Source organism: Microbacterium zouquanmingi (assembly GCF_052266695.1).
Lineage (GTDB): Bacteria > Actinomycetota > Actinomycetes > Actinomycetales > Microbacteriaceae > Microbacterium.
The window spans coordinates 40,902-64,785 of record NZ_JBQPQZ010000002.1 but is presented as its reverse complement, the minus strand read 5'-3'; the positions used below and the strand labels follow the sequence as shown (position 1 = coordinate 64,785).

General features: G+C 65.4%; 23 protein-coding genes. 12 read left to right on the top strand and 11 right to left on the bottom strand.

Annotated elements, in window-relative coordinates; genetic code table 11:
- Nucleotides 1-56 precede the first annotated feature (56 nt).
- From aroA to bcp, 3 genes are read left to right on the top strand one after another with little or no spacing between them, the layout of a single operon-like run.
- On the top strand, nucleotides 57-1,385 hold the full coding sequence (aroA, locus tag ACTU6U_RS04455; protein ID WP_443467969.1) for a 3-phosphoshikimate 1-carboxyvinyltransferase: 1,329 nt from the start codon (nucleotides 57-59) through the stop codon (nucleotides 1,383-1,385).
- Nucleotides 1,382-2,452 carry a ribosome small subunit-dependent GTPase A gene (rsgA, locus tag ACTU6U_RS04450; protein ID WP_443467968.1) on the top strand — a complete coding sequence of 357 codons (1,071 nt, stop codon included), beginning with the start codon at nucleotides 1,382-1,384 and terminating at the stop codon, nucleotides 2,450-2,452. The genes aroA and rsgA overlap by 4 nt, the downstream gene beginning before the upstream one ends.
- A gap of 9 nt (nucleotides 2,453-2,461) precedes the next feature.
- A complete protein-coding gene (gene bcp / locus ACTU6U_RS04445) occupies nucleotides 2,462-2,938 on the top strand; it encodes a thioredoxin-dependent thiol peroxidase (RefSeq protein WP_443467967.1) in 477 nt (158 codons plus the stop codon).
- Here bcp and ACTU6U_RS04440 read toward each other — a convergent pair whose 3' ends face one another.
- Nucleotides 2,939-3,358, bottom strand: coding sequence for a hypothetical protein (locus tag ACTU6U_RS04440; protein WP_443467966.1), 420 nt, complete (start codon nucleotides 3,356-3,358; stop codon nucleotides 2,939-2,941).
- A gap of 207 nt (nucleotides 3,359-3,565) precedes the next feature.
- Here ACTU6U_RS04440 and ACTU6U_RS04435 point away from each other — a divergent pair, with 207 nt between their 5' ends.
- Complete coding sequence (locus ACTU6U_RS04435; RefSeq protein ID WP_033104713.1) at nucleotides 3,566-3,814, top strand: WhiB family transcriptional regulator; 249 nt, start codon at nucleotides 3,566-3,568, stop codon at nucleotides 3,812-3,814.
- Nucleotides 3,815-3,858: 44 nt separating this feature from the next.
- Here the strand turns inward: ACTU6U_RS04435 and ACTU6U_RS04430 are convergent, their stop codons facing one another.
- Nucleotides 3,859-5,343, bottom strand: coding sequence for a sensor histidine kinase (locus ACTU6U_RS04430; protein ID WP_443467965.1), 1,485 nt, complete (start codon nucleotides 5,341-5,343; stop codon nucleotides 3,859-3,861).
- Between the two features lie 28 nt (nucleotides 5,344-5,371).
- Nucleotides 5,372-5,758: an Rv3235 family protein gene (locus tag ACTU6U_RS04425; protein ID WP_443467964.1), complete on the bottom strand. Its 387-nt coding sequence runs from the start codon at nucleotides 5,756-5,758 to the stop codon at nucleotides 5,372-5,374.
- 123 nt (nucleotides 5,759-5,881) lie between these two features.
- Between ACTU6U_RS04425 and ACTU6U_RS04420 the strand changes: the two genes are divergently transcribed.
- Nucleotides 5,882-6,472: a hypothetical protein gene (locus ACTU6U_RS04420; RefSeq protein WP_443467963.1), complete on the top strand. Its 591-nt coding sequence runs from the start codon at nucleotides 5,882-5,884 to the stop codon at nucleotides 6,470-6,472.
- On the opposite strand, the gene ACTU6U_RS04415 is transcribed toward ACTU6U_RS04420, so the two are convergent.
- Nucleotides 6,469-6,741, bottom strand: a complete 273-nt coding sequence (locus tag ACTU6U_RS04415) for a helix-turn-helix domain-containing protein (RefSeq protein ID WP_443467962.1) — start codon at nucleotides 6,739-6,741, stop codon at nucleotides 6,469-6,471. The two genes, ACTU6U_RS04420 and ACTU6U_RS04415, sit on opposite strands and share 4 nt — an antisense overlap.
- A gap of 98 nt (nucleotides 6,742-6,839) precedes the next feature.
- Between ACTU6U_RS04415 and ACTU6U_RS04410 the strand changes: the two genes are divergently transcribed.
- Together ACTU6U_RS04410 and ACTU6U_RS04405 are read left to right on the top strand one after the other, a co-directional pair.
- Nucleotides 6,840-7,460 carry a CpaB family protein gene (locus ACTU6U_RS04410; protein WP_443467961.1) on the top strand — a complete coding sequence of 207 codons (621 nt, stop codon included), beginning with the start codon at nucleotides 6,840-6,842 and terminating at the stop codon, nucleotides 7,458-7,460.
- Nucleotides 7,457-8,746, top strand: coding sequence for a CpaE/TadZ family protein (locus tag ACTU6U_RS04405; protein WP_443467960.1), 1,290 nt, complete (start codon nucleotides 7,457-7,459; stop codon nucleotides 8,744-8,746). Before ACTU6U_RS04410 ends, ACTU6U_RS04405 begins: the two co-directional genes overlap by 4 nt.
- Here ACTU6U_RS04405 and ACTU6U_RS04400 read toward each other — a convergent pair.
- Nucleotides 8,637-9,863, bottom strand: a complete 1,227-nt coding sequence (locus ACTU6U_RS04400; RefSeq protein ID WP_443467959.1) for a pyridoxal phosphate-dependent aminotransferase — start codon at nucleotides 9,861-9,863, stop codon at nucleotides 8,637-8,639. The two genes, ACTU6U_RS04405 and ACTU6U_RS04400, sit on opposite strands and share 110 nt — an antisense overlap.
- A 46-nt stretch (nucleotides 9,864-9,909) precedes the next feature.
- The gene (gene secA / locus ACTU6U_RS04395; RefSeq protein ID WP_443467958.1) at nucleotides 9,910-12,723 is read right to left on the bottom strand and encodes a preprotein translocase subunit SecA; all 2,814 of its coding nucleotides are present in this window, start codon (nucleotides 12,721-12,723) and stop codon (nucleotides 9,910-9,912) included.
- 186 nt (nucleotides 12,724-12,909) lie between these two features.
- On the opposite strand from secA, the gene ACTU6U_RS04390 reads away from it, so the two are divergent.
- Together ACTU6U_RS04390 and ACTU6U_RS04385 are read left to right on the top strand one after the other, a co-directional pair.
- Nucleotides 12,910-13,512, top strand: a complete 603-nt coding sequence (locus tag ACTU6U_RS04390) for a PadR family transcriptional regulator (RefSeq protein ID WP_443467957.1) — start codon at nucleotides 12,910-12,912, stop codon at nucleotides 13,510-13,512.
- A gap of 71 nt (nucleotides 13,513-13,583) precedes the next feature.
- A complete protein-coding gene (locus ACTU6U_RS04385; protein ID WP_443467956.1) occupies nucleotides 13,584-14,912 on the top strand; it encodes a coiled-coil domain-containing protein in 1,329 nt (442 codons plus the stop codon).
- A 54-nt stretch (nucleotides 14,913-14,966) separates the two neighbouring features.
- Here the strand turns inward: ACTU6U_RS04385 and hpf are convergent, their stop codons facing one another.
- From hpf to mtrA, 5 genes are all read right to left on the bottom strand, one after another.
- On the bottom strand, nucleotides 14,967-15,629 hold the full coding sequence (hpf, locus tag ACTU6U_RS04380; protein WP_443467955.1) for a ribosome hibernation-promoting factor, HPF/YfiA family: 663 nt from the start codon (nucleotides 15,627-15,629) through the stop codon (nucleotides 14,967-14,969).
- A gap of 113 nt (nucleotides 15,630-15,742) precedes the next feature.
- A complete protein-coding gene (locus tag ACTU6U_RS04375) occupies nucleotides 15,743-16,384 on the bottom strand; it encodes a ComF family protein (protein WP_443467954.1) in 642 nt (213 codons plus the stop codon).
- Nucleotides 16,385-16,468: 84 nt separating this feature from the next.
- Nucleotides 16,469-18,181 (bottom strand): LpqB family beta-propeller domain-containing protein, encoded by a 1,713-nt coding sequence (locus ACTU6U_RS04370; protein WP_443467953.1) that lies wholly within the window; start codon nucleotides 18,179-18,181, stop codon nucleotides 16,469-16,471.
- A complete protein-coding gene (gene mtrB / locus ACTU6U_RS04365) occupies nucleotides 18,178-19,878 on the bottom strand; it encodes an MtrAB system histidine kinase MtrB (protein ID WP_443467952.1) in 1,701 nt (566 codons plus the stop codon). The genes ACTU6U_RS04370 and mtrB overlap by 4 nt, the downstream gene beginning before the upstream one ends.
- 9 nt (nucleotides 19,879-19,887) lie before the next feature.
- Nucleotides 19,888-20,568 (bottom strand): MtrAB system response regulator MtrA, encoded by a 681-nt coding sequence (mtrA, locus tag ACTU6U_RS04360; protein WP_443467951.1) that lies wholly within the window; start codon nucleotides 20,566-20,568, stop codon nucleotides 19,888-19,890.
- Nucleotides 20,569-20,741: 173 nt separating this feature from the next.
- Here mtrA and ACTU6U_RS04355 point away from each other — a divergent pair, with 173 nt between their 5' ends.
- The 3 genes from ACTU6U_RS04355 to ACTU6U_RS04345 are packed head-to-tail and all read left to right on the top strand — an operon-like array spanning nucleotide 20,742 to nucleotide 23,859.
- Nucleotides 20,742-22,034, top strand: coding sequence for a DUF7847 domain-containing protein (locus tag ACTU6U_RS04355; RefSeq protein ID WP_443467950.1), 1,293 nt, complete (start codon nucleotides 20,742-20,744; stop codon nucleotides 22,032-22,034).
- Nucleotides 22,031-22,669, top strand: coding sequence for a DUF4129 domain-containing protein (locus ACTU6U_RS04350; RefSeq protein WP_443467949.1), 639 nt, complete (start codon nucleotides 22,031-22,033; stop codon nucleotides 22,667-22,669). Before ACTU6U_RS04355 ends, ACTU6U_RS04350 begins: the two co-directional genes overlap by 4 nt.
- Entirely contained in the window at nucleotides 22,666-23,859 is a 1,194-nt protein-coding gene (locus ACTU6U_RS04345; RefSeq protein ID WP_443467948.1) for a DUF4350 domain-containing protein, read from the top strand. Before ACTU6U_RS04350 ends, ACTU6U_RS04345 begins: the two co-directional genes overlap by 4 nt.
- Nucleotides 23,860-23,884: the final 25 nt, after the last annotated feature.

Sequence of the window (23,884 nt, the reverse complement as noted above, 5' to 3'; positions counted from 1 at the left end):
TCTCAGCGTTTCGACGGCCGCAGCGTTCACAGGGCCATTCACTATGGTTGGAACCGATGAGCGACACAACGTATTCCCCTTCCCCTACCGCTGGCGCGTACGACGCACCAGCGGTCACCGGCGCTGTGCACTCGACCGTCACCATTCCCGGGTCGAAGTCACTCACCAATCGAGAGCTGGTGATCGCCGCGATCGCCGATGGGCCTGGCCGGTTGACGGCCCCTCTCCACTCCGATGATTCGCGCCGGATGATCGAGGCGCTTCGTGCACTCGGCATCACGATCGAAGAGGTGGAGGGCCACGGGGAGTTCGGCCCTGATCTGCTGGTCACCCCCGCACCTCTGCGCGGCGACAGCACGATCGACTGCGGTCAGGCCGGCACCGTCATGCGCTTCATCGCACCCTTGGCCGGCCTTGCCCGTGAGGATGTGCACGTCACCGCACACGCGAACGCACTGCATCGTCCGATGGGAGCGATGATCACGGCGCTCCGCGACCTCGGCGTCGATATCGATGACGAAGGAACCTGGTCGCTTCCGTTCACCGTCCGCGGTCACGGACGCATCCGCGGCGGTCGTGTCGAGATCGATGCCTCCGCATCCAGCCAGTTCGTCTCCGGACTCCTGCTGGCCGCACCTCGTTTCGACGTCGGGCTGCATCTCGTGCACACCGGTGAGCATCTGCCGAGCCTCCCCCACATCGACATGACGATCGAGGCGCTGAGCCGTCGCGGGATCCGCATCGAGCGGCCGGCAGCGGGTGAGTGGCTCGTGGAGAGCGGTGTTCCGCGCGCGAAGGAGATCGCGATCGAGCCGGATCTCTCCAACGCTGCGCCATTCCTCGCCGCGGCGATGGTGACCGGCGGCGAAGTATCGATCACCGGGTGGCCACTGCACTCCACACAGCCTGGCGCGCTGCTCCCTGAGATCCTCCAGGCCATGGGGGCACACGTGAGCCGTCACAGCGGCACCATGACGGTGCGCGCGGGCGACCGCATCCGCGGACTGGACCTGGACCTGTCGGCGGCGAGCGAGCTCTCCCCCACGATCGTCGGTCTTGCGGCATTCGCCGACGGCCCCACCACGATCCGCGGCATCGGCCACATCCGCATGCACGAGACAGATCGCATCGCAGCACTCATCAGCAACTTCGCCGCTCTCGGCGGCGAGATCGAAGAGCTGCCCGATGGCATGCGCATCGTCCCACGCCCGCTGCATGGCGGCGAATGGGGTGCGTACCACGATCACCGACTCGCCACCACCGGTGCGCTCGTCGGCCTGCGCGTGCCCGGAGTCGTGATCGACGACATCGGGACCACCGCGAAGACGCTTCCCGAATTCACACAACTGTGGGAGCGGATGCTGGAAGAAGGCACCAGCGCGTGAGCTGGCTCTCTCCCGATGATGACCTCGACGATGGATTCGAGGACTTCGACGAGAGCAGCATCCGCACGCGTCCGAACCCCAAAGCGAACCGGCCCCGCACCAAGCGCCGCCCGGCGCATGAAGACGCGGAGATCGGCCGTGTCCTCGGCGTGGACCGAGGCCGCTACAGCGTGATGGTCGACGAAGACACCCCCGACGAGCGCGTCATCACCGCCACTCGCGCCAGAGAGCTGCGCCGCAACCCGATCGTCACCGGCGACAAGGCCCGCGTCGTCGGCGACAAGTCCGGCGCGGCAGGAACGCTGGCACGAATCGTGGGGATCGTGGATCGCTCTTCGTTGCTGCGCCGAAGCGCAGACGACACCGATCAGGTCGAACGCGTGATCGTTGCCAATGCCGACCAGATGCTCATCGTGGTCGCCGCGGCAGACCCGGAACCCCGTCCGCGTCTCGTCGATCGTTATCTCGTCGCGGCTCTGGATGCTGGCATCCGCCCTCTTCTGGTCGTCACGAAGACCGACCTGGCAGACCCGACACAGTTCCTCACCCACTTCGCGGGTCTCGACCTGCAGGTGTTCACGAGCGCGCAGGCCACGATGCCCGTCGATGAGATCGGCGCTTCGCTCGTCGGCCACTCGACCGTCTTCGTCGGGCACTCGGGCGTCGGAAAATCGACGCTCGTGAACGCGCTCGTCCCGACAGCCGGACGCGCGACGGGACACGTGAACCAGGTGACCGGTCGCGGTCGCCACACATCGTCGTCCACCGTGTCGCTGCGGTACGAGAGCGAAGAGGGCACCGGCTGGGTGATCGATACGCCTGGCGTTCGGTCGTTCGGTCTCGGTCATGTCAACACGTCCAATATTCTCGCGTCATTCACCGAGCTGGCCGAGATCGCCGAGAGCTGCCCGCGCGGATGCACCCATCTGGCGGACGCTCCAGATTGTGCGCTGATCGAGGCAGCTGAGAACGGCGAGCTGAACCCTGCGGAACTCTCCCGACTCGATTCGCTGCAGCGCCTGCTGCAGACCTTCGCGGACAAGCACGACGGACGAGACGCCAAGTAGGCTGGGGGCGTGACTGATCTGCGCCTTGCCCCCGGAACCCCTGCCCCTGCTTTCACGCTCCTCGACCAGGACGGCAATTCTGTCAGCCTGTCCGACCTGCGCGGGGAGAAGACCATTCTGTACTTCTACCCCGCTGCGATGACTCCCGGGTGCACCACGCAGGCCTGCGACTTCCGCGACAGCATCTCGTCGCTGCAAGGTGCCGGCTACCGTGTCGTCGGGGTGTCCCGTGATGAGCCGGCGAAGCTCGCGAAGTTCCGTGAGCGCGATGGCCTCACCTTCACGTTGCTGAGCGACCCTGATCACGCCGTTCACACCGCATACGGTGTCTGGGGCGAGAAGATGAACTATGGCAAGGTGATCGAAGGCGTCATCCGCTCGACCTTCGTCCTCGACGAGCAGGGCGTGATCACCCTCGCTCAGTACAACGTCAAGGCCACCGGTCACGTGGCTCGGCTGCGCAAGGCCCTCGGTCTCGACAGCTGATCAGGTTTCGCTCTCCGCGTCTGGTTCTCCCACCACGCGCGCTTCTTTGCGAGTGGACGCGATCAGCAGAATGAAGCCGAGGAGCCCGGGGATTCCGACACCGAGCACGAACGGCCATACGACGGGTTGCACTGTGAGCGATGCCAAGGCCAGCGCGATCGCGATCACCTGAAGCACCACTCCTCCTGAACGCGCCCACATCAGCCCTCGTCGGGCACCCACTGCGAACGTGAGAAGCGCCGCGGCGCCGATCAGGATCAGCACGATCAGCGCGATCGCCGTCGGCAGGGACGCGGCCTCACCTGCGCCGAGCTCAAAGAGGTCGATGAGCGCGAACACGACCAGCGCGGCTCCCTCGATCGCAAGGACCGCCGCGGCTGCTATGGCAAGCGAAGGCGACCGCAAGCTCTGATCTGTCACACTGCCTCCTGTGAATTCCTGGATACCGGCAGAAAAGCCTTGATTTTGTATCCGCACTGTCACACAATGTTAACAGTCATGTGCTCCCACAGCGGCGTGGGGCGAGCAACCGCTCGCACTACAGATGAGCGACGATTCCCGATTCGTTGCACGAAAAGAGTCGTCGCAACGCGATCGCTCACCCATCACCCATACCGAGGAGCCACTATGGATTGGCGCGACAAAGCCGCCTGCCTGACCGTCGACCCCGAGCTGTTTTTCCCTGTGGGAAACACCGGCCCGGCCGTAGACCAGATCGAAAAGGCGAAGACTGTCTGCGCCACCTGCACGGTGACCGAGGTCTGCCTGCAGTACGCCCTTGAGACCAGCCAGGACTCGGGCGTCTGGGGCGGCCTGTCCGAGGACGAGCGCCGCGCACTCAAGCGCCGCGCTGCCCGCGCACGCCGCGCTTCCTGAGCCACCGCCGCCTAATACCGGTCGCCCGAGGCGCTGGCTCCGCTCTATTTATTGAGCCAGCGCGTCGGGATATCGATCGACACTTCAGTGCCTTCGCCTTCGCTGCCGTGCCAGTCGATCGTGCCGCCGAGTTCGCCCTGGATCAGGGTGCGGATGATCTGCGTACCCAGCCCCTGACCGACCCGGCCCTCCGGCAGTCCGTGACCGGAGTCACGCACCGAGACATGCAGGTTGTCATCGGTCCGCACGGCATCAATGGTCACGGTGCCTTCCTTGCCCGCGAGGCCATGCTCCACGGCGTTCGTGACGACCTCTGTGAGCGCCAGTGCAAGCGGGGTGGCGTACTCGCTCGGCAGCACGCCGAAGCGCCCAGTCGAATGCGTGCGTGCACGTGTGTTGGGGGCAGCGGCGACTTCAGCGACGAGCTTGAGCACTCGATGGAAGACCTCATCGAACTCGACCTTCTGAGTGAGGCCCTGGGCGAGAGTATCGTGCACGACTGCGATGGCGTCGACTCGGCGCATGGCCTGGGTGAGAGCATCCCGAGCCTCATCGGAGTGCGTGCGGCGCGCCTGGATGCGCAGCAGGGATGCCACCGTCTGCAGGTTGTTCTTGACCCTGTGGTGGATCTCACGGATCGTCGCATCCTTGGTGATGAGCTCCTGCTCCTGATGGCGCAGCTCACTGACATCGCGGCAGAGGATGATCGCGCCGATGCGCGTGCCGTGGTCCTTGAGCGGAATAGCACGGAGCGACACCGTCACGCCCCGCGCCTCGATGTCAGTGCGCCAGGGAGCACGGCCTGTGACGACGACGGGCAATGACTCATCGACCTGCCTGGTGGCAGGGAGGATGCGGGTTGTCACTTCGGCGAGCGACTCCCCCTCGAGCTCGTCGTCGAAGCCCATGCGGTTGAAAGCGGAAAGCGCGTTCGGGCTCGCGAAAGTGGTCATGCCATCGACGTCGATGCGGATGAGCCCGTCAGAGGCGCGCGGTGCGCCGCGTCGTGGCGAGGTCGGGGCGGTGAGATCGGGGAATTCACCGGAGGAGATCATCCGGAACAGATCGTCGGCGCACTCATCGAAAGTGATCTGCTGGCGCGACGGCATGCGCACCTCTCCGAGGTTCGTGTGCCTGGTGAGAACACCGATCACTGCCGGCTCGTCACCGGTCCGACGGCGCACCCGGATGATCGGGACAGCACGCACGCGCGTCGGCGTCTCTTCGAACCAGTCCGGAGACGAGGAATCGACGATATCGGCCGAGTCGAAAGCGCCCTGGACCTGGGTGCGCCATTGCGGGCGCACACGATCGCCGACGATGTCGCGGTAGAACAGGGTGGCGGCTCCGCTAGGACGTGTGTGAGCGACCGCAACGAAAGAGCCATCGTTCGTCGCTGCCCAGATAACGATGTCAGCGGAAGCCAGATCAGCGAGAAGCTGACCGTCACCGGTCAGACGATGGAGCCATTCGACGTCATCGTCGGTCAAGCATCCCTGGGCATGGACGAGATCACTGAGGGTTGACACCCTTCAAGACTAGTCAGCGCAGCACCGCTCACAGCACAGCGAACGACGTGGCGCGCCAACGGCGATCCAGCCCTTCCAAGCGAACGGCCACTGCACGAGTTCGACCGGGACCGGCAACGACGACGACAGCCTCGACGATTCCGTCGGCGGGCACGGTCTCGCGGATCGAGAGGATCTCGAACACGGGCCGCACGGGTGCCGTGCCACGCGCACTGCGCGCCCGAGCAGACAGGTTGGCGCGAGCGCCGAGCTTGCGGAATGCCTCCTCGCTGAACCAGCGTGCCAACTGATCGATCTCACGGACGCCGGCGAATACTTCGAGAACGCCCTGCGTAAGGCTCCGGATCAACGGAGTGGGGCTCGGCAAGGCAGATGTCGATGTCGGCTGCGGGGCAAAATACTCTTGAAGCATCATCGTGATCACTCTCGGTATGGAACGCATGTCAGTAGAGCACGCGTCAGGTCCTCCGCGTGGGGGTGATCACGAAAAATGTGGATAACCCGTAGAGGCCCCAGTGCCGTCCCTTACGCTCGTCATGTGCATTGGGATCGATTGTTCGAAGACCTCGAAGGCCAGCTCGCCGGCGAGTGGGAGGCCGAGCGTGCCGCGTTGAACGCAGAAGCCGAACGACTGCGCATCGCGAAGCTGACGCTCCGCGCTCGTCTGCGGATGCTGCACCAGACCGACGCTCCCCTCACCCTGTGCATCGCAGGGGGCGAGCGCTGCTGCGGGGTCCTTCGAGCGATGGGTGCGGACTGGCTGGCGGTACAGACTGTCGACGCTCCCAGCGCACTCATCGTTCCTCTGCAGGTCGTCTCGAGCGTCGAGACCCATCACGGCGCGATTCTCGACACGCTCGATGATCGCGCGGTCGCACCCGACGGAATCCGTGATCGCATGACGCTCGGATTCCTCCTCCGAGATTTCGCTCGGCGCCGGCTGGCCCTGCGGATCGCCCTGACCGACGGAGCGACGGTGCACGGCACGATTGATCGCGCTGGCGAAGACCATCTCGATCTCGCCGTGCACGATGCAGGCGAGGCCAGGCACGCTCACGCCGTGCGGGCGTTCCGGCTGGTGCCGTTCACCGCGGTGGCATGGCTACGCACCTCGAACGCGACGTTCTAAGAACGTGGCTGGTGGCCCCACACCTCGGGGAAGCTCGCGTCATCGGCCTGGTGCCACAGAGCGGTCCGCCTGGCATCTTCGGTCTGCTCGGCGAGGTAGTCGGCGATACTCGCCTCTTCTACCCGCCAGCGTGCAGGAGAACCGAGTCGAGCGCCACGCAGTCGACCCTCGACGACAAGCGAAATAACCTCGTCCAGCTCAATGCTGAGCAGCTCGGCAACCTGCGCGGGCGCGAGGAATCGAGAAGCAGATGCGGGCGAATCGGCCATGTACCCATTGTGGCCTCCGTTCTTCGTGCGTCCATACCGCCTCGCACCCCTGTGGATAACTTCTGAGCCGATTCCACTGATTCTGTGACGATGTGTTCATGACGACGCATCCGCGTGCCCGGCACGCTTTCTGGGGTGATATCCGGTTCCTCATCGGTATCGCGCTGGTCATCCTTTCCATCGTCGGAGTCTGGCTGGTCGTATCAACGGCACGCGACACGACCCCCGTGCTGCAGGCGAACCGTACGATCGTCGAGGGCGCACCGCTCACCTCAGCTGATTTCCGCGTCGTCGAAGTCAGCCTCGGCGCAGCGGCCGACGAGTACATGGCCCCGCAGGACCTCGAGGCCGGGCTGATCGCATCGCGCACAGTGGGCTCCGGAGAGCTGTTGCCAGCGGTGGCGACGGCTGATGCGCAGCGCGGTCGCACGACCAACATCGTCATCGAGAGCAGTATCGGCCTTCCCGAGCACATCGGCGTCGGCACGCCCGTCGAGCTCTGGTACTCGCCGGTGATCGGCGATTCCGATGAGTTCGACGCACCGCGCATTCTCGCGGCCGACGTCGTCGTCGCGTCGGTGCCCGAAAGCGACGGCATGCTGGCACAGCGAAGCGCCGCTGTCGAGGTCGTCATCGATCGCGCCGATATCGCCGAGGTCCTGGCGGCCGTCACCGATGGCGCGGCCCTGTCCGTCGTACCGCGAGGGTCTGGGTCGTGACCTCCGCGCTGATCGCGCTCCCCGAGCCGCGCGCGTCCGAGCTCGCTGCAGATCTGGAGCGCACAGGAATCGAGATCGCCGGTATCGCGACTCCCGGAGAGGTGCCCAGCGCGCTGCTCGCTCGCGCTGATGCCATCATCCTTCCCGCGACTCGTGCGGCTCTCAGCGGCGACCTCATCGCTGCCTGCGACATGGCCGGCGTACGCATCGTCACGCTCGGCGCAGCCGAGACTCGACTGCTCAGCCGACTCGGACTGCCCGAAGCTCTACCCGAAGACTCCGATGCATGGCAGATCGCGGATGCGCTCTGCGAAGACGCTCCGGCCCCCACAGCGTCGGCACCTGCATCGCAGCGCCGCATCATCGCCGTGTGGGGCTCGCACGGCTCCCCCGGACGCTCCACAGTGGCGATACAGCTTGCGGCCGAGCTCTCGCGCACTGCACGTCAGTGCGCACTCATCGACGCCGACACCGTGGCGCCCTCTCTCGCCCTACTGCTCGGGCTGGGCGACGACGCACCAGGTCTTGCTGCCGCATGCCGCCGTGCGGAATTCGGCGGCCTCGATGCCGCGGAGCTCGGTCGCATCGCCGCAGTCGTTGAGACGGCTTCCGGTGGCCTCAACGTCTTCGCCGGCATCAATCGTCCTTCTCGCTGGCCAGAGATCTCCGCCGATCGAATGAAGACCACGCTGGGGGTGTGTCGCGACTGGGCCGATGTGACAGTGGTCGATGTCGCTGCATCATTCGACTCCTTCGAGGAGGTCTCCGATGATCTCCTCGGACCGCGTCGGCACGCAGCGACCACCGCCGTACTGCGAGAAGCCGACCTCATCGTCGCAGTCACTGCGGCCGACCCGCTGTCGATCTCGCGGTTCTTGCGGGATCACGCAGAACTGCGCAACCTGGTCGGCCCGCTCCCGCGCATCGCAGTCGTTGCGAATAAGGTGCGCCCTGGGCCGCTGGGCATCGATGCGCGAGGTCAGATCCGCCGCTCGCTGGAACGATTCGCCGGCATCACCGATGTCACGTTCCTGCCGTTCGACCAGCGAGCAGCCGACGCCGCGCTGCTTCACGGTCGGACAATGGCCGATGTCACGCCGCGCTCCGCACTAGTCACCGCGGTGCGGAGACTCGCAGAGCGCCTCGAGCCCGCTGCCACGCCGGCGCTGACGCGAGCTACTGCTGATAGCTCGCGAGGAAGTTCCCGAGTCTCTCGATGGCTTCACCGAGGACGCGGGGCTCCGGCAGCGTCACGACACGGAAGTGATCCGGAGTGGGCCAGTTGAACCCGGTCCCCTGCACGAGCAGAATCCGTTCCGCGACCAGCAGGTCGTAGACGAACTTCTCATCGTCATGGATCTGGTGCACCTCGGGATCTAGCCGTGGGAATGCGTACAGCGCGCCCTGCGGCTTCACGCACGAGACTCCGGGGATCGACTCGAGGCCCTTCCATGCGATGTCCCGCTGCTCATGCAGGCGTCCTGTCGGCGCGATGAGGGAGCCGATGGACTGGACTCCGCCGAGGGCGGCCTGCACAGCGTGCTGGGCGGGAACGTTCGGGCACAAGCGTGTCGAGGCGAGAAGAGTGATCCCCTCCAAGAACCCCTTTGCGTGTCGCTGCGGGCCGGTGATGACGACCCAGCCCGACCGGTAGCCCGCAACACGATACGTCTTGGACAGACCGTTGAAGGTCAGGCAGAGCAGATCCGGTGCGAGCGTTGCGGTCGGGATGTGCACGGCATCATCGAAGAGGATGCGGTCGTAGATCTCGTCAGACAAGAGGAGCAGCTGATGCTCCCTGGCGATCTGCACGATCCCCTCCAGCACCTCCCGTGAGTACACCGCACCGGTGGGGTTGTTGGGGTTGATGATGACGATCGCTTTGGTCTTCGGCGTGACCTTCGAGCGGATGTCTTCGAGGTCCGGGCTCCAACCGTTCTCCTCGTCGCACACGTAGTGCACCGGGTTGCCGCCTGCGAGGCTGGCCATCGCCGTCCACAGCGGGTAGTCGGGAGCGGGGATGAGCACCTCGTCGCCCTCATCGAGCAGTGCCTGCATCGTCATGGTGATGAGCTCGGACACACCGTTGCCGAGATAGACGTCTTCTGGCCCGAACTGCGGGAAGCCGGGCACCTGCTCGTATCGGCTCACGACAGCGCGACGCGCAGAGATGATCCCCTTGCTGTCGCTGTACCCATGCGCGGTCGGCAACGCGGCGAGCATGTCGTGCACGATCTGGTGCGGAGCCTCAAAACCGAAGATCGCGGGGTTGCCGGTGTGCAGTTTGAGGACGTTGTGGCCCTCCGCCTCCAGGCGCGCCGCCTCGACGAGCGCTTTGCCGCGAATCTCGTACAGGACGTTCTTGAGCTTCGACGACTGGTCGAAGGTGCGCATGGGAGTCATTGAAAAAGCCTACCGGCTCTCGCCGGTAGGCCTTCTCACGTCAGATCTACTTCTTCTTCTTGCCCGCAGCCCGCCGCTGTTCGCGGTTCTGCGGAGCTGCAGCCGGCGCATCCGTCCGCTGGCCGAAGGCGCCTCGGGGAGCCTCCTGCTGCGGTGCGGGCGCTGCGCCGCCGGCGGCCGCGGCGGCCTCAGCAGCCTTGCGAACCCGCTCGGTGGCGGACTGCTGCACCTGACCGCGCTCGTTGCGCACCTCGACGTCACCGGCGTCATTGGGAGCGGAGTACTCCAGGCGCTGGTCGCCGCCATCGGTGACGAGCCCCTTGGCCTCGACCTCGGTGGTCTGCGAATCCTCGGCACGCCGCACCTCGACCTCGAGGTTGTAGAGGTAGCCGACCGATTCTTCCTTGATCTGCCCCATCATCGACTGGAACATCGCGTAGCCCTCGCGCTGATACTCAATCAGCGGATCGCGCTGCGCCATGGCCCGAAGTCCGATGCCGTCCTTGAGGTAGTCCATCTCGTAGAGGTGATCGCGCCAGCGGCGGTCGAGCACCTGCAGCACGACGCGTCGCTCGAGTTCACGGGTCGCTGCCTCGCCGAGGGTCTCCTCGCGCTTCTCGTACGCGATCTTCGCATCGGAGAGCAGTTCACGGCTGAGGCCATCGGTCGTGACGCCGCCCTTGCGGCCACCGGCCTCTGCCACGACCTCGTCGATCGTGACGCTGACCGGGAAGAGGGTCTTCAGCTCTGTCCAGAGCGCGTCGAAGTCCCAGCTCTCGGTATGGCCCTCGCCGGTGTGGTCCGCGACGACGCCGGTGATGGCGTCCTCGATGAAGTGCTGCACGCGGTCCGCGATGTCATCGCCCTGCAGGATGTGACGGCGGTCGGTGTAGATCGCTTCACGCTGACGGTTGAGAACGTCGTCGTACTTCAGGACGTTCTTGCGCATCTCGGCGTTGCGCGACTCGACCTGCGACTGCGCACTGCGGATGGCACGTGAGACCAGCCCGGACTCGATCGGAACATCGTCGGGGAAGTTGGTCCGCGCGAGGATCGCCTCTGCCGCGCCCGACTGGAAGAGGCGCATGAGGTCATCGGTCAGGCTGAGGTAGAAGCGGCTCTCACCGGGGTCTCCCTGACGACCCGATCGACCGCGCAGCTGGTTGTCGATGCGACGCGATTCGTGGCGCTCGGTGCCGAGCACGTACAGGCCGCCGGCTTCGATGACGTTCGAGCTCTCTTCGGCGACGACTGCCTTCATCTGCTCGTACGTCTCGTCCCAGGCGGATTCGTACTCGTCGGGCGTCTGTGCGGGGTCGAGGCCCTTCGCTCTGAGTTCCTGCACAGCGAGGAATTCCGCGTTGCCGCCGAGCATGATGTCGGTACCGCGACCAGCCATGTTCGTGGCGACGGTGACCGCGCCAAGGCGACCGGCGCGAGCAACGATCTCGGCCTCGCGCGCGTGGTTCTTCGCGTTGAGGACCTCGTGCTTGATGCCCTTCTTCGCCAGGAGGCGTGAGAGGTACTCGCTCTTCTCGACGCTGGTCGTTCCGACGAGAATCGGCTGTCCCGACTCGTGGCGCTCGGCGATGTCCTCTACGACCTGCTCGAACTTCACCGTCTCGTTCTTGTACACGAGATCGGCCTTGTCCTTGCGGATCATCGGCCTGTTCGTCGGGATCGGCACGACGCCGAGCTTGTACGTCGACATGAACTCGGCGGCTTCGGTCTCAGCCGTACCCGTCATTCCGCCGATCTTCTCGTAAAGACGGAAGTAGTTCTGCAGTGTGACCGTGGCGAGAGTCTGGTTCTCGGCCTTGACCGGCACACCTTCCTTCGCCTCGATCGCCTGGTGAATGCCCTCGTTGTAGCGGCGGCCGACGAGGATGCGGCCGGTGTGCTCGTCGACGATCATGACCTCGTCGTTCATGACGACGTAGTCAGTGTTCTTCTTGAACAGCGCGAGGGCCTTGATCGAGTTGTTCAGGAACGAGATGAGCGGGGTGTTGGCCGACTCGTAGAGGTTGTCGATGCCGAGGTAATCCTCGACCTTCTCGATACCCGGCTCGAGCACACCGATCGTGCGCTTCTTCTCGTCGACCTCGTAGTCCTCGCCAGCCTCGAGAGTGCGAGCGATCTTCGCGAACTCGGTGAACCAGCGGTTGGCCTCGCCAGATGACGGGCCAGAGATGATCAGCGGGGTGCGCGCCTCGTCGATGAGGATCGAGTCGACCTCATCGACGATGACGAAGAAGTGCTCGCGCTGAACGAGGTCTTCCTTGCGCCACGCCATGTTGTCGCGCAGGTAGTCGAAGCCGAACTCGTTGTTGGTGCCGTAGGTGATGTCGCACAGGTACTGTTCGCGGCGGACCGCCGGTGTCTGCCCAGAGACGATCGTTCCGGTGGTCATGCCGAGTGCGCGGTAGACGCGCCCCATGAGCTCGGCCTGGTAGCTCGCGAGGAAGTCGTTGACCGTGACCAGGTGCGCGCCCTTGCCGGCGATGGCGTTGAGGTACATGGCAAGGACAGCGGTGAACGTCTTGCCCTCACCGGTCTTCATCTCGGCGATGTTGCCGAAGTGGAGAGCTGCCCCACCCATGATCTGCACGTCATACGCGCGCATGCCGAGAATTCGCTTGCCGGCTTCACGCACGGCTGCGAAGGCCTCCGGCATCAGCTTGTCCAGCGACTCGCCGCTCTCGTATCGCGCACGCAATACGGTTGTCTCGTTCTGAAGCTCGTCATCGGTGAGTTTCTCGAAGTCCTCTTCGAGTGCATTCACGGCCTTGGCGACCTGATTCAACCTGCGGAGGATTCGTCCTTCGCCTGCGCGCAGCAGCTTCTCAAGAGGATTCGCCACTTTTAGTCTCCCTGTGGGGTCAAGGTCCCAGCCACCCAGATCGGGCTTCAGCGCCGGGCATACTTCGCTATGTTACCGGCCCGTGACCTGCACGTCGCCTGCACAGGACACGCCACTGCGTCAGATCGGATGCTGGCATACCCTTTCGCATATATATTTACTGAGAAATCACTTCAGGAGGCCTTCTTGTCCGTTCGCCAGAGCCTGCTCGCAATCCTCGACCAGGGACCCTGCTACGGCTATCAGCTTCGGGTGGAATTCGATCGCCGTACGGGCTCGACGTGGCCACTGAACGTCGGCCAGATCTACAACACCCTCGAGCGCCTTGAGCGCGACGGCCTCGTCGACCGCGGCGCCCACGATGAGCAGGGTCATGTGTACTGGCAGATCACGGATGCTGGGTCCGCAGAGGTCGCACAGTGGCTCGCCTCCCCCGTCGTGCGGGCCCAGGCGACACGCGACGAGCTCGCGATCAAGCTCGCTGTCGCTGCAACCCTCCCTGGCGTGGATGTCGCCGCGGTCATCCAGGCACAGCGGGGTGCGTCACTCGCGCACCTGCACAACGTGCAGCAGGCGACTTACTCCGGCAGCGACGCCGAAGACGCAGCGGGACTCGCCTGGTCGCTTGTCATGGACTCGATGATCTTCGCTGCCGAGGCCGAGCTCCGATGGCTCGATCACATCGAGGTGCGCCTCGCGCTGCGCCCGGGCTCCGCCGTAGGACTGGAACTCGCGACCGAGCGTCCCAAACGCGGACGTCCATCGGGCCAGATGGCTGCTGCGCGATGACCCTGACAATGCTTCAGCCACGTGCGATCACCCACAGCCCGCACATGGCATACGGAAAGTAGGATCGATCCATGGCCGGTTTCTGGGGTAAGCGCAAACGTGAGCAAGAGGCTGTGCAGGCGGCGCAGGATGCCGATCTCGCCCGCCGCGCCGAGCAGGCGCTCGTCGCAACCGACGAGCGCATTCGTACGGCGGGTGACGAGCTCGCCTTCGCCGAGGCAGAACTCGGCATCTCGATGACCAAGGACCTGAAGGCCGCTCTCGAGTCGGTGCGGACGCACCTGCGCGAAGCGTTCCAGCTGCACCAGCTCAACCACGACGAGATCCCGGACACCGACGAAGAGCTGCGCACCCGCAACGCTCGCATCGTCCAGCTGTGCGAATGGGCAGAGGATCTGCTCGACGAGAAGACCGCAGTACTCGCAGCGTCGATCTCTCGCGTGCGCCAGGCGCCGCAGATCATCGCGAAGGTGCGGGCGGATGCCGAAGCTCTGGCCGCACGAATCCCGCAGACCCGCTCCACGATCGAACGTCTGTCGACTCGCTATTCCGATTCCGCGATGCAGCAGATCTTGGCATCTGCCGGCGAGGCCGAACAGCTCATCTCCTTCGCCACCCACGGCGCCGAGGTTTCCGAGCGCCGCCGCGCCGCACGCCAGAACGAAGAGGCGAACCTCGCACTCGAAACAGCTACCGAGGCGACCAGGCGCGCAGGCGCGTTGATGGATGCCGTGGAGGACTTCGAGATCGAAGCACTGCGCGCAGAGTCCACCCTCGCCGAGGTCGTCGCCGACTCACGCGGAGACATCGTCGCAGCACGCAATGCTCCCAACGTCACGGCGGTCACGACGGCCGTGACCAACCTGGAACGTGCGCTGGAAGCCCTATCCCCCTCGGGCGCACGGAATGACCCGTTCGCCGAGCTGACCCAGCTGCGCAACGCGAACACTGCCCTCGACGATGCCATTGCGAAGGCGCAGTATCGCGCGCAGAACCCTCTGCCCAGCGTCGCCCACGTGCAGCATTCCCTGGATGACGCCGACCGTCAGCTCGGCGTCGCCCGCGGCCTGATCTCCGGCCACCGCGGCTGGATCGGCGCTGATGCCCGCACCCGCTTCGCTGAAGCAGAGCGTCTTCGGATCGATGTTCCGGAGATGATCCAGCCCGAGGAGACCCGCGAGCAGGCGCTTGCGGCATCTCGGCGCGTCGCCCAGCTCGCCGCGGAGGCACTGCAGCTCGCGCAGCGCGACATCGACTCTGCCCGCCCGCAGCAGCAGCAACAACAGGGCTGGGGCGGCGACGGATGGGGCGGCGGACGTCGTGGAGGCGGCGGCGACATCATGGGCGGCATCATGGGCGGCCTTGTCATCGGCAGCATCCTGGATGGCATCTTCGACTGAACCTGAACAAAGAAGCGGCCCGCTCCATCACTGGAGCGGGCCGCTTCTTCGAGATCAGGATGCGAGGGCTTCGGCCTCCTCAGGCGAGGCCTGAGTGGTCAGCGAGATCACACCGTAGTCCCATCCCTTGCGCCGGTACACGACGCTCGGGTGATCGGTGCGGGCATCGACGAACAGGAAGAAGTCGTGACCGACGAGCTCCATTCGGTCGACCGCCTCTTCCACTGTCATCCACTCGGCATCGAAGTTCTTAGTCCGGATGACGACGGGCGAGTAGATCTCTTCCTCGTCGTTCTGGATCGGAACGGCGCCGGTAGCGACGGCACGCAGCACGTCGACGGATGCGGGTTGCACGTCGATCCCTTCGATCGACCCGCTTCCCTTTTCAAAGTGTGCCCCACGCGGGTGGTGACGACCATCGACGCGCTTCTCCTTCGCGCGCCGCAACTGCTCGGACATCTTGTCGACAGCTTGGTCGAGGGCGACGAACTTGTCGCCGTCAACGGCCTCCGCGCGAACGACCGGCCCCTTGCCCACAAGGGTGAGTTCCACCGTCTCGTCGGGAACACGACCGCCACGATAAGCACGGTGCGTGACCTTGACGTCCAGCCGCTGCGCTTTCGCCGCGAGCTGCTGGATACGGGCGATCTTCTCTTCGACAACGGTTCGGAAGCGATCGGTGATACCCACCCCGACGCCAACGATGCTTGTTTCCATTGCTGCCTCCTTGTCCCGGTCCTCCCGGCCAAGGGCGGACCGTGGTCGCCTTGTGACCCCCAACCGTAGTCCCCGTTCCTCTGCTTGTCACGAACCATTCACCATGTATTTGCTCAAAGCTCACGCCGTCTGGGGGTCGCCGCCAGAGTGAGAGCTCCGCACACCCGGAATCCCGCGTCTCGCAGGGCTCGTGCCCCCTCGTCGAGCGTTGCTCCCGTGGTCACGACATCATCGAAAAGCAGGACCTCCCGCGTACCCCGGGCGTGTCGCGCACGCATGCTGCCCGCCACGTTCTGGCGTCGCTGTTCGAGGTCGAGTTCGCGCTGATCCTGAGTTCGTCGGATCTGCGTGAGCAGGCGCGAAGAGGTGAGACCTGCGCGACGCATCAGCAGCTCCGGCACCCGGTATCCCCGCCGTCGGAAAGCGGCCCCGCTGGTCGGCACGGGCACCAGCACCGCTTTCGGATGCCTGCGCAGAAGTTCTTCGCCTGCCACCGCCACGGCGCCGCCGAGAGGGCGGGCGAGGACGGTTTCGCCGTCCTCCTTGATACGGCGGATGCAGCGAGCTGCGACCCCTTCGAACGGGAAGGCTGCCGTGATTTCCAGCCCATCGGGCGTCGATGCAGCCGTCACATGCGCGCTGAGCTCGCCACGGCACTCTTCGCACAGCAGGGTTCCCGGCGCGTCACAGCCCGCACAGCTCCCGGACAGCATGAAGGCCGCAAGCTCATCCACCAGCGTCTTCCACTCGCCCATGCGTCGATCATGAGCCACCAGGCTGCACAGAATCACCCGTGCGACGTGATCTGTGGACGCGTCCCGCCTGTGCAGGAGGAGTGGCTACTGCCCTGCGTGCGAGCCGAGCACGAGCACTTCGGACAGACTCATCTGCCAGGTCGTGCCTCGCTGAGCGAAGAGAACGCCTGACTCGTTGAGGATGCGCACGGCCACCGACGTGCGCCCACCCGAGATCGCCATGGCTCCAGCGGGTGCGGCGGCTTCCGTTCCCGGTCCGCCGACCTTCTGAGTCAGCATCACGCGTGCAGCATCCGAGTCCACGAGTATCCCGAGCGTGTCATCGCCAATCCACGACATCCCCATGACTTCGCCTTCGATCTGCGCCACCGGATGCGCGGGTCCGATCTCAACCGGCACCTGGTTCTGATCACGCACGATCACGGCGAGCGCAAGCCAGCGCTGCCCGCCGACAGTGATCACAGCAGCGAGGCGCACACCATCCGCCGCAACACGGACTGCCGAGATCGCCGAGGCATCGGGGAATGCACCGGCTGGTGTGATCGGTGTCACATCCGACTGCCACGCGGTGAGCGCCTGGGGTGCCGATGCAGGTACCGACCACGTGAATCCATAGGGATCGATGGACGGCTTTATCAGGCCCGGTCTCGCATCGAGCTGGTCCACCCGCCCATCGGACACCGTGAACACTTCGCCGTTGACCAGCTGCACGGCGGCCCGCGATTCATCCACTGCGACATCGATGGCCTGCACCGACGGGGCGATCTCCACGATCTCGTTGGCGATGCCCTCGTAAGGAATGATCTCCTCACCGATGTACGTGCCAAACTGCGTCTCGGTGAGAACCACCGGAGCCGATTCCGTGCGGCCGGTCTCGACGGTGGCCCGCCCTGCATCGAGATCACGGCCGTTGACGGTGAGCCGCACCTCCGTGACACCCGCGGGTCGCAGCGTCGCTTCCAGTTGCGTCCGCATCCGTGCGGTCTGCGTCGGATCGAGTCCAGATGCGTTCGGGGTGAGGTCCACAGTCGCGACCTTCTCCGGGCTGATGGGCACGGCGTCGCGAGCGAGCGTGACGTCTCCGGGAATCGCGCTGCGTACTGCCGGAGCCAGCCACTCGCTGGGTTCGCCATTGAGAAGAGCCTGCGTGAGCGTCGTTGCGATCGTCTGTCGTCGTGGGTACCAGCGCACGTCCGGCACGAGGTGCGTCCAACTGTGATCGAAATACTGGAGCGAGTAGCGCCGATACACCTGCGAGAAAGCCTCAGCGTCCAGGAAGATTCCGTCGTCGGCAACCGTGATCCGCCACTCGCCATCGTCGTTGCGCTCGACCTCGAACGAGGCCACCGCGTCATCACCGGTCAGTTCGGTGTACGCGCCGGCTTCATCTATGCGAGCGACCTGGTCCAACACGACGCGCACGTCAGCGTTCGCCGCGGCCTCCTCCTCGCCGTCGATGTCAGCGGTGAACTCTCGCGCGGGTGCTCCGGAATCGATCGAGACTCCGGCGCTCGGACGCCACGTAGCCGCCAGTTGAGGAGTCAGGAACTCACGAGCGATCGCCCACCCGTTATCCGGCGTGAGCGCGGCGTCCAGGAATCCTTCGACGATCTGCTCAGGGCTTGCGCCCTCCAAGGGGCGGGCGGCGATCTGACTGATGTCTGGATCGAAATCGACATCGTCCACGGAGAGGCCGGCATTGGCCTCGCCCGACATGGGAAGGCTCGTGCAGGCGGTGAGGGCCGCGACGAGGGCTGCGAGCGCCATCAGGCCGAGAGAGCGACGTCTCCGAGTCATGATCGCCCCTCCTCGGCATCGTGGGTCGGCGGAGTGAAGTACATCTCCCGCAGCTCAGTGAGCTGAATGGGCTGCGTCGTCCCTCCGACGTCGCCCAGCGACTCCTGCGGCTCGACGGAAACTGGCGATGGCCCCTCCAGCACTCGGCCGTCACGCGGCACTGTGAGGACGAAGTTCGTGCCGATGGCGAGCTCTGACCATACCGCGAGCGTCCCGCCGTGCAGTTTCGCATCTCCCAGCGCGATCGAGAGGCCGAGCCCGGTGCCCCCGATCGTGCGCTGCCGCGAGGGATCGGCGCGCCAGAACCTGTCGAAGACGCGTTCCGCGTCTTCGGGCTTCATCCCGAGCCCGAAGTCGCGCACCCCTACGGCGACCGCATACTGATTGCTGTCGACGGTGACGACCACCGGATGCCCCTCTCCATGCTCGATCGCATTGCCGACGAGATTGCGCAGCACTCGCCGCACGCGGCGCGGATCCATGTCGACCGGCGAGTATCCGCCGGGCACGACCAGCCGAATCTCCGACCCGCGCTCCTCGGCGAGCGGCTTCATCTGATCGATGATGTCTTCCGCGAGCTCAGCGAGGCTCGTCGGCTCGAGTTCGAGTTGCACGGAGCCCGCGTCGTAGCGGCTGATCTCGAGGAGGTCGCTGAGCAGCGTCTCGAAGCGCTGCACCTGCGTATGCAGCAGCTCGGCCGTGCGGTTCATCGTCGGGTCGAACTGCTCACGCTGATCGTTGAGCATGTCCGCGGCGAGGCGGATGGTCGTCAAGGGAGTGCGAAGCTCGTGGGACACGTCGGAGACGAATCGCTGCTGCACGAGCGAGAGCTCACCGAGTTCCTTGATCTGCGCCTCGATGCTGTCCGCCATCGCGTTGAACGACTGCGCAAGGGTGGCCAGTTCGTCTTCACCGTGAACAGGAAGCCGCACCTCCAAGTCGCCCGCTGCCAGCCTGGCACTGGTCTCAGCCGCCTCGATGATCGGTTTCGACACGAGCCGCAGCACTACCCAGGAGATTCCCGCGATGATCGCGATGAGGACGATGCCCGCGGCCCAGAGCGTGCTCTGCACGAACTGAAGCGTGTTCTGCGAATCTGCCAGGTCGTAGGCGATGTACACCTCGAACGCGCCCACCTCTGGCACGAACAGCTGCTGTCCGACCACGATGCCAGGTGCGTCAGAGCCATCCGGCATCCGCATCGCCACCGACTGCCATGACTGCCGATCGGGGAACGACACCACGCGCTCGCGCAGTCCTTCGCTGAGCAGATCGGTCCTGAGGTCAGTGGTGAATCCGCGCACACCGGTGCCCACCGGGATGTCACCGATCGGGTAGACCGCGACGTGCGTGGACGAGGAAGCGCGAGGAATGGTGTCCTGCACGTCAGCCCACAGTGCGCGAAGCCCCTGCGGGTCGTCGGTGACCTCTGCCGAGTCCAGAGTGTTCTGCGCCTCAGCGACCGCGCGCAGGGCGTCGGAGAGCACCTCGTCACGGCGTGACTCGAACAGGTTGTTCTGGATGACCAGCGCCATAATCAGGCTCGTGATGAAGATCGCCAGCGAGGTCAGCAGCAGTGTGATCGTGATCGTGCGAAACCGCAGCGAGCGTCGCCACAGCTTGGCGATCGCTTCGGGCCAGCCACGCGGGTCGCGCCACAGTACGACGGTCGTGGAAGTCGCACTGGTCGCGATCACCCCGATCTCCTAGCTGATGCTTCCAGCCCGGTACCCCACGCCGCGAACCGTCATGACGATCTTCGGCGCGTCAGGGTCGAGCTCGACCTTCGCGCGCAGTCGCTGAACATGCACGTTGACCAGGCGCGTATCGGCCTTGTAGTGGTAGCCCCAGACCTGCTCGAGGAGCATCTCGCGCGAGAAGACCTGCTGAGGTTTGGACGCCAGTGCGACGAGCAGCTGGAACTCGAGCGGTGTCAGGGGGATCGGCGTGGAACCGCGCCGCACCTCGTGGGCGTCGACGTCGACGACGAGGTCGCCGATGCGGAGAATCTCGCTGGTCGCCTGTGTGACCGGACGCAGACGCGTGCGGATGCGCGCGACGAGCTCCTTCGGATTGAACGGCTTGACCATGTAATCGTCGGCGCCGACCTCGAGTCCGCGCACGACATCTGCGGTGTCGCCCCGCGCAGTGAGCATGATGATCGGTATGCCGGATTCGGCGCGGATGCGCGTGCAGATCTCGATGCCGTCCATCCCAGGAAGCATGAGGTCCAGGAGAACGAGGTCGGGATGCTGGGTGCGCCATTCCTCGACTGCCTTGGCGCCGTCGGCGCAGAACACCGGCTCGAAGCCCTCTGTACGCAGCACGATGCCGATCATCTCCGCAAGCGCGGTGTCATCGTCGACCACGAGGATCCGTGAGGTCATCTGATCCCAGCCCCATCTTTCTACGCAGCGCGCCGCCTTTCGGACGAAGACTGGACGCGGTCTTTCCCAGCGTACTTCATGACAACGTTCTGATCACGGTAGCGCCATCGCGTTCTCGATCGGTGGAATCGAGGGATATGACACGATGGTTCTGCACCTTCGGAGGGAACTTGATGAGCGCACAGAATTGGACGCCCGCGGTGAAGCAGGGGCTCGTCCCCCTGCATCCGCTTCAGTTTGGCGCGCTGCTGGGCAAGCCGTTCGCCGCGCTGCGGCATAACCCCAAGGTCCTGTTCGGCTTCGCGATCGTCATTCAGCTCGTCATCGCGGTGGTGACGCTTGTGGTGGTGGGCGGCGTCGCGGTGGCCACTTTCTTCCGTCTCGAATCACTCTCCCCGAGCAACCCGGATTTCTTCCCCGTGATGTGGGGCACAATCGCCATCAACGCGATCACTGTGCTGGCGATGGGCTTCGTCAGCCTCGCGTTCACAGCCGTCATGCAGGGCGTCGTCGCCGCCGACATCGGTTACGCGGCGCTCGGCGAGAAGGCGAAGCTCAGACGCCTGTGGCAGCTCATGCGGCCGGCGTTCTGGCGCCTGGTCAGCTGGAGCGTCCTGCAGATGCTGGCTGCCACCGTGGTCATCATCGTCGTCGGCGGCATCATCGCCCTCGGCGTGATGGCCGGTGTCGGTGGCTCTGGCGAGGGCGTCGCCGTCACAGTCGTCATCGGCATCCTGGTCGTGCTCGCAGCGATTCCGCTCTGGGTGTGGCTGAGCACAAAGCTGCTGCTGGTGCCGTCTGTGCTCGTTCTCGAACATGCGTCTCTTCGCGAAGCGCTCGTGCGCTCGTGGCGCCTCACCCGCGGTCGGTTCTGGAATACGTTCGCCGTGATCCTGCTCATCAGCGTCATAATGAACGCTGCTGTCACCGTCGTGAGCGTTCCGCTTTCACTGCTGTCGTCGCTCTTCGTGCCGGTCGTCTCCCCCACCGGCGTGAACGACACATCTGCGATCGTGATGATGCTCATCGGCACCGTCGCCCCGCAGCTGCTGGTGTACGTGCTCCAGGCAGTCGCCGTCGTCGTGCAGTGCGCCGCCGCTGCGTTCATCTATCTCGACTGCCGCATGCGATACGAAGGCCTCGATCACAGTCTCATCAGCTATCTCGAACGCCGTGACCTCGGCACCCCGACAGAGCAGCTCGGTGATCCGTTCGCCGTCGATCCGGCTCGCGCCGTCAGCAGCGGACCGCCCCCGCGGCCGCAGCCGACGTACGCGGCGCCGCCGGTCGGCTGGGCGCCCCAGTACCAGGCAACACAGGGATACCCGGCTGCACCCCAGTACCCGGCACCGCAGACGCCAGCAGCCGCGCCGCCACCGCCGCCACCGCCCTCGCCCGCCGCGCCCTCGCCCGCCGCGCCCACCCCGCAGCGCTCGTGGACTGCGCCAGGATCCGGCGAGGCATGATCCGTTTCGATCTCGATCCCTACGCACCGGATGGCGACGAAGCCCGCCGTTGGGCGGAGCAGGAACTTCAGAACCCGCGCTACGCCGATGCCAAGCCGACGTGGTTCGACTACCTCGCTGAGGACGTCGCAGAGTTCATCTCCGACCTGTTCTCACCGGAAGCCGGCGCGCAGGTCGGCAGCACCGCTCTTGTGATCGTGATCATCGTTGTTGCCGCAGCTCTCATCACCGTGCTGATCCTGTGGGGACGACCACGCGCGTCGCGCCGCGTCAAGAGCCGCGGCGCTGAGCTCCTCGGCGAGCGCGATGATCGCTCTGCCGCACAGCTGCGAGCGGATGCCGACCGGAGTGCGCGCGAGGGAGATTGGGATGCCGCCATCATCCGCCGTTTCCGCGCGCTGGCGCGCGGTCTGCTCGAGCGCGACATCGTCGATCCCACCCCAGGTGCGACAGCGCAGTCGATCGCCCGTGAGGCCTCTGCCGCTCTCGGCGCGCATGGAGAGGAACTCGCGTCAGCAGCCAGGATGTTCGACGAGGTGCGGTATCTGCGGCATCCGGCATCTGAACAGACGTACCGCGAGCTTGTGGCGACCGATGAGCTCATCGCCCGCGCACGACAGGCGGTTCCCGCATGACCGGCGCGGCGACCGTCGCCGAGCCCGCAAGCGGCACCGCGGTACGCGAGACGGGCAGGCTCCGGTCGCTGTTGGGCTGGTTGGCACTCGCGGTGACCGTGATCATCTTCGCGCTTCTGATCGCCGCGTTGAGCTTCAGCGCTCCGGACTCCCGCGGCGGGCTGGATCCCGAGAGCGCCAAGGGCTCGGGCACCCTCGCTCTCGCCGAGATCCTGCGCGACCAGGGCGTCGAGATCACAGTCTCCCGCACCCGTGCCGACGCGATCGCAGCCGTCGATGGCAACACCACTCTCGTGATGTCCGATCCGTACACTCTCTCGGACGAAGCGGTGCACGAGCTGATCGAGCCGTCGACCCGCACGGTCTTCCTCTCGAGCTCCTCGCGCTTGCTGCGTCTGCTCGACCTCGGTGAGAACACCTCCCCGCCAGCATCCGGAGCACTGCCTGCCGGATGCGATGCTCCAGAATTTGCCGATGTCGGCTCCGTGCAGCCGGATCGATTCTTCTCGCCCGCAGACGGCGTCACCGGATGCTTCGACGATGACGGGGCCGCGGGGCTCCTCATCTCGGACCGCGACGGCACGCGCACGGCGCTGCTCGAGGGAGCCTCGCTGCTGGGCAATGAGCACCTCGCCGAAAACGGAAACGCGGCCCTCGGTCTCGCGCTGCTCGGGCAGACCGAGCGCGTGGTCTGGTACGTGCCCTCATTCGCCGACACCGATATCGAAGCCCAGCCCTCTGACACTCTGGCGACTCTCACACCGGAATGGGTGACTCCTGCGATCCTGCTTCTTCTGCTCGCGGGAATCGTCGCCGGGATCGCCCGTGGACAGCGATTCGGCCCACTCGTCACCGAAACCCTGCCTGTCACAGTCCGGGCATCCGAGACCATGCACGGCCGCGCGCGGCTCACCGCGAAGGCAGGCGATTCCTCGCACGCGGCCGCGGCTCTCCGCGAAGGCTCGCTGCGCCGTCTCGCCGCACGGCTCGGTCTGACGGCTCGTTCGACCCCCGAAGAAGTCGCGGACGCGGCATCCGATCGGCTGCGCATACCGCGCGGTTCTCTCTACCAACTGCTCGCAGGCCCCCTGCCGCAGAATGACTCCGAGCTCACAGGCGATGCCCGCCGGCTCGCTGAACTCGAGACGGCGGTCGATACCGCCGTGCATGTGGAAAGGAACACACCGTGACCGACACCACCCCGAATACCTTCGA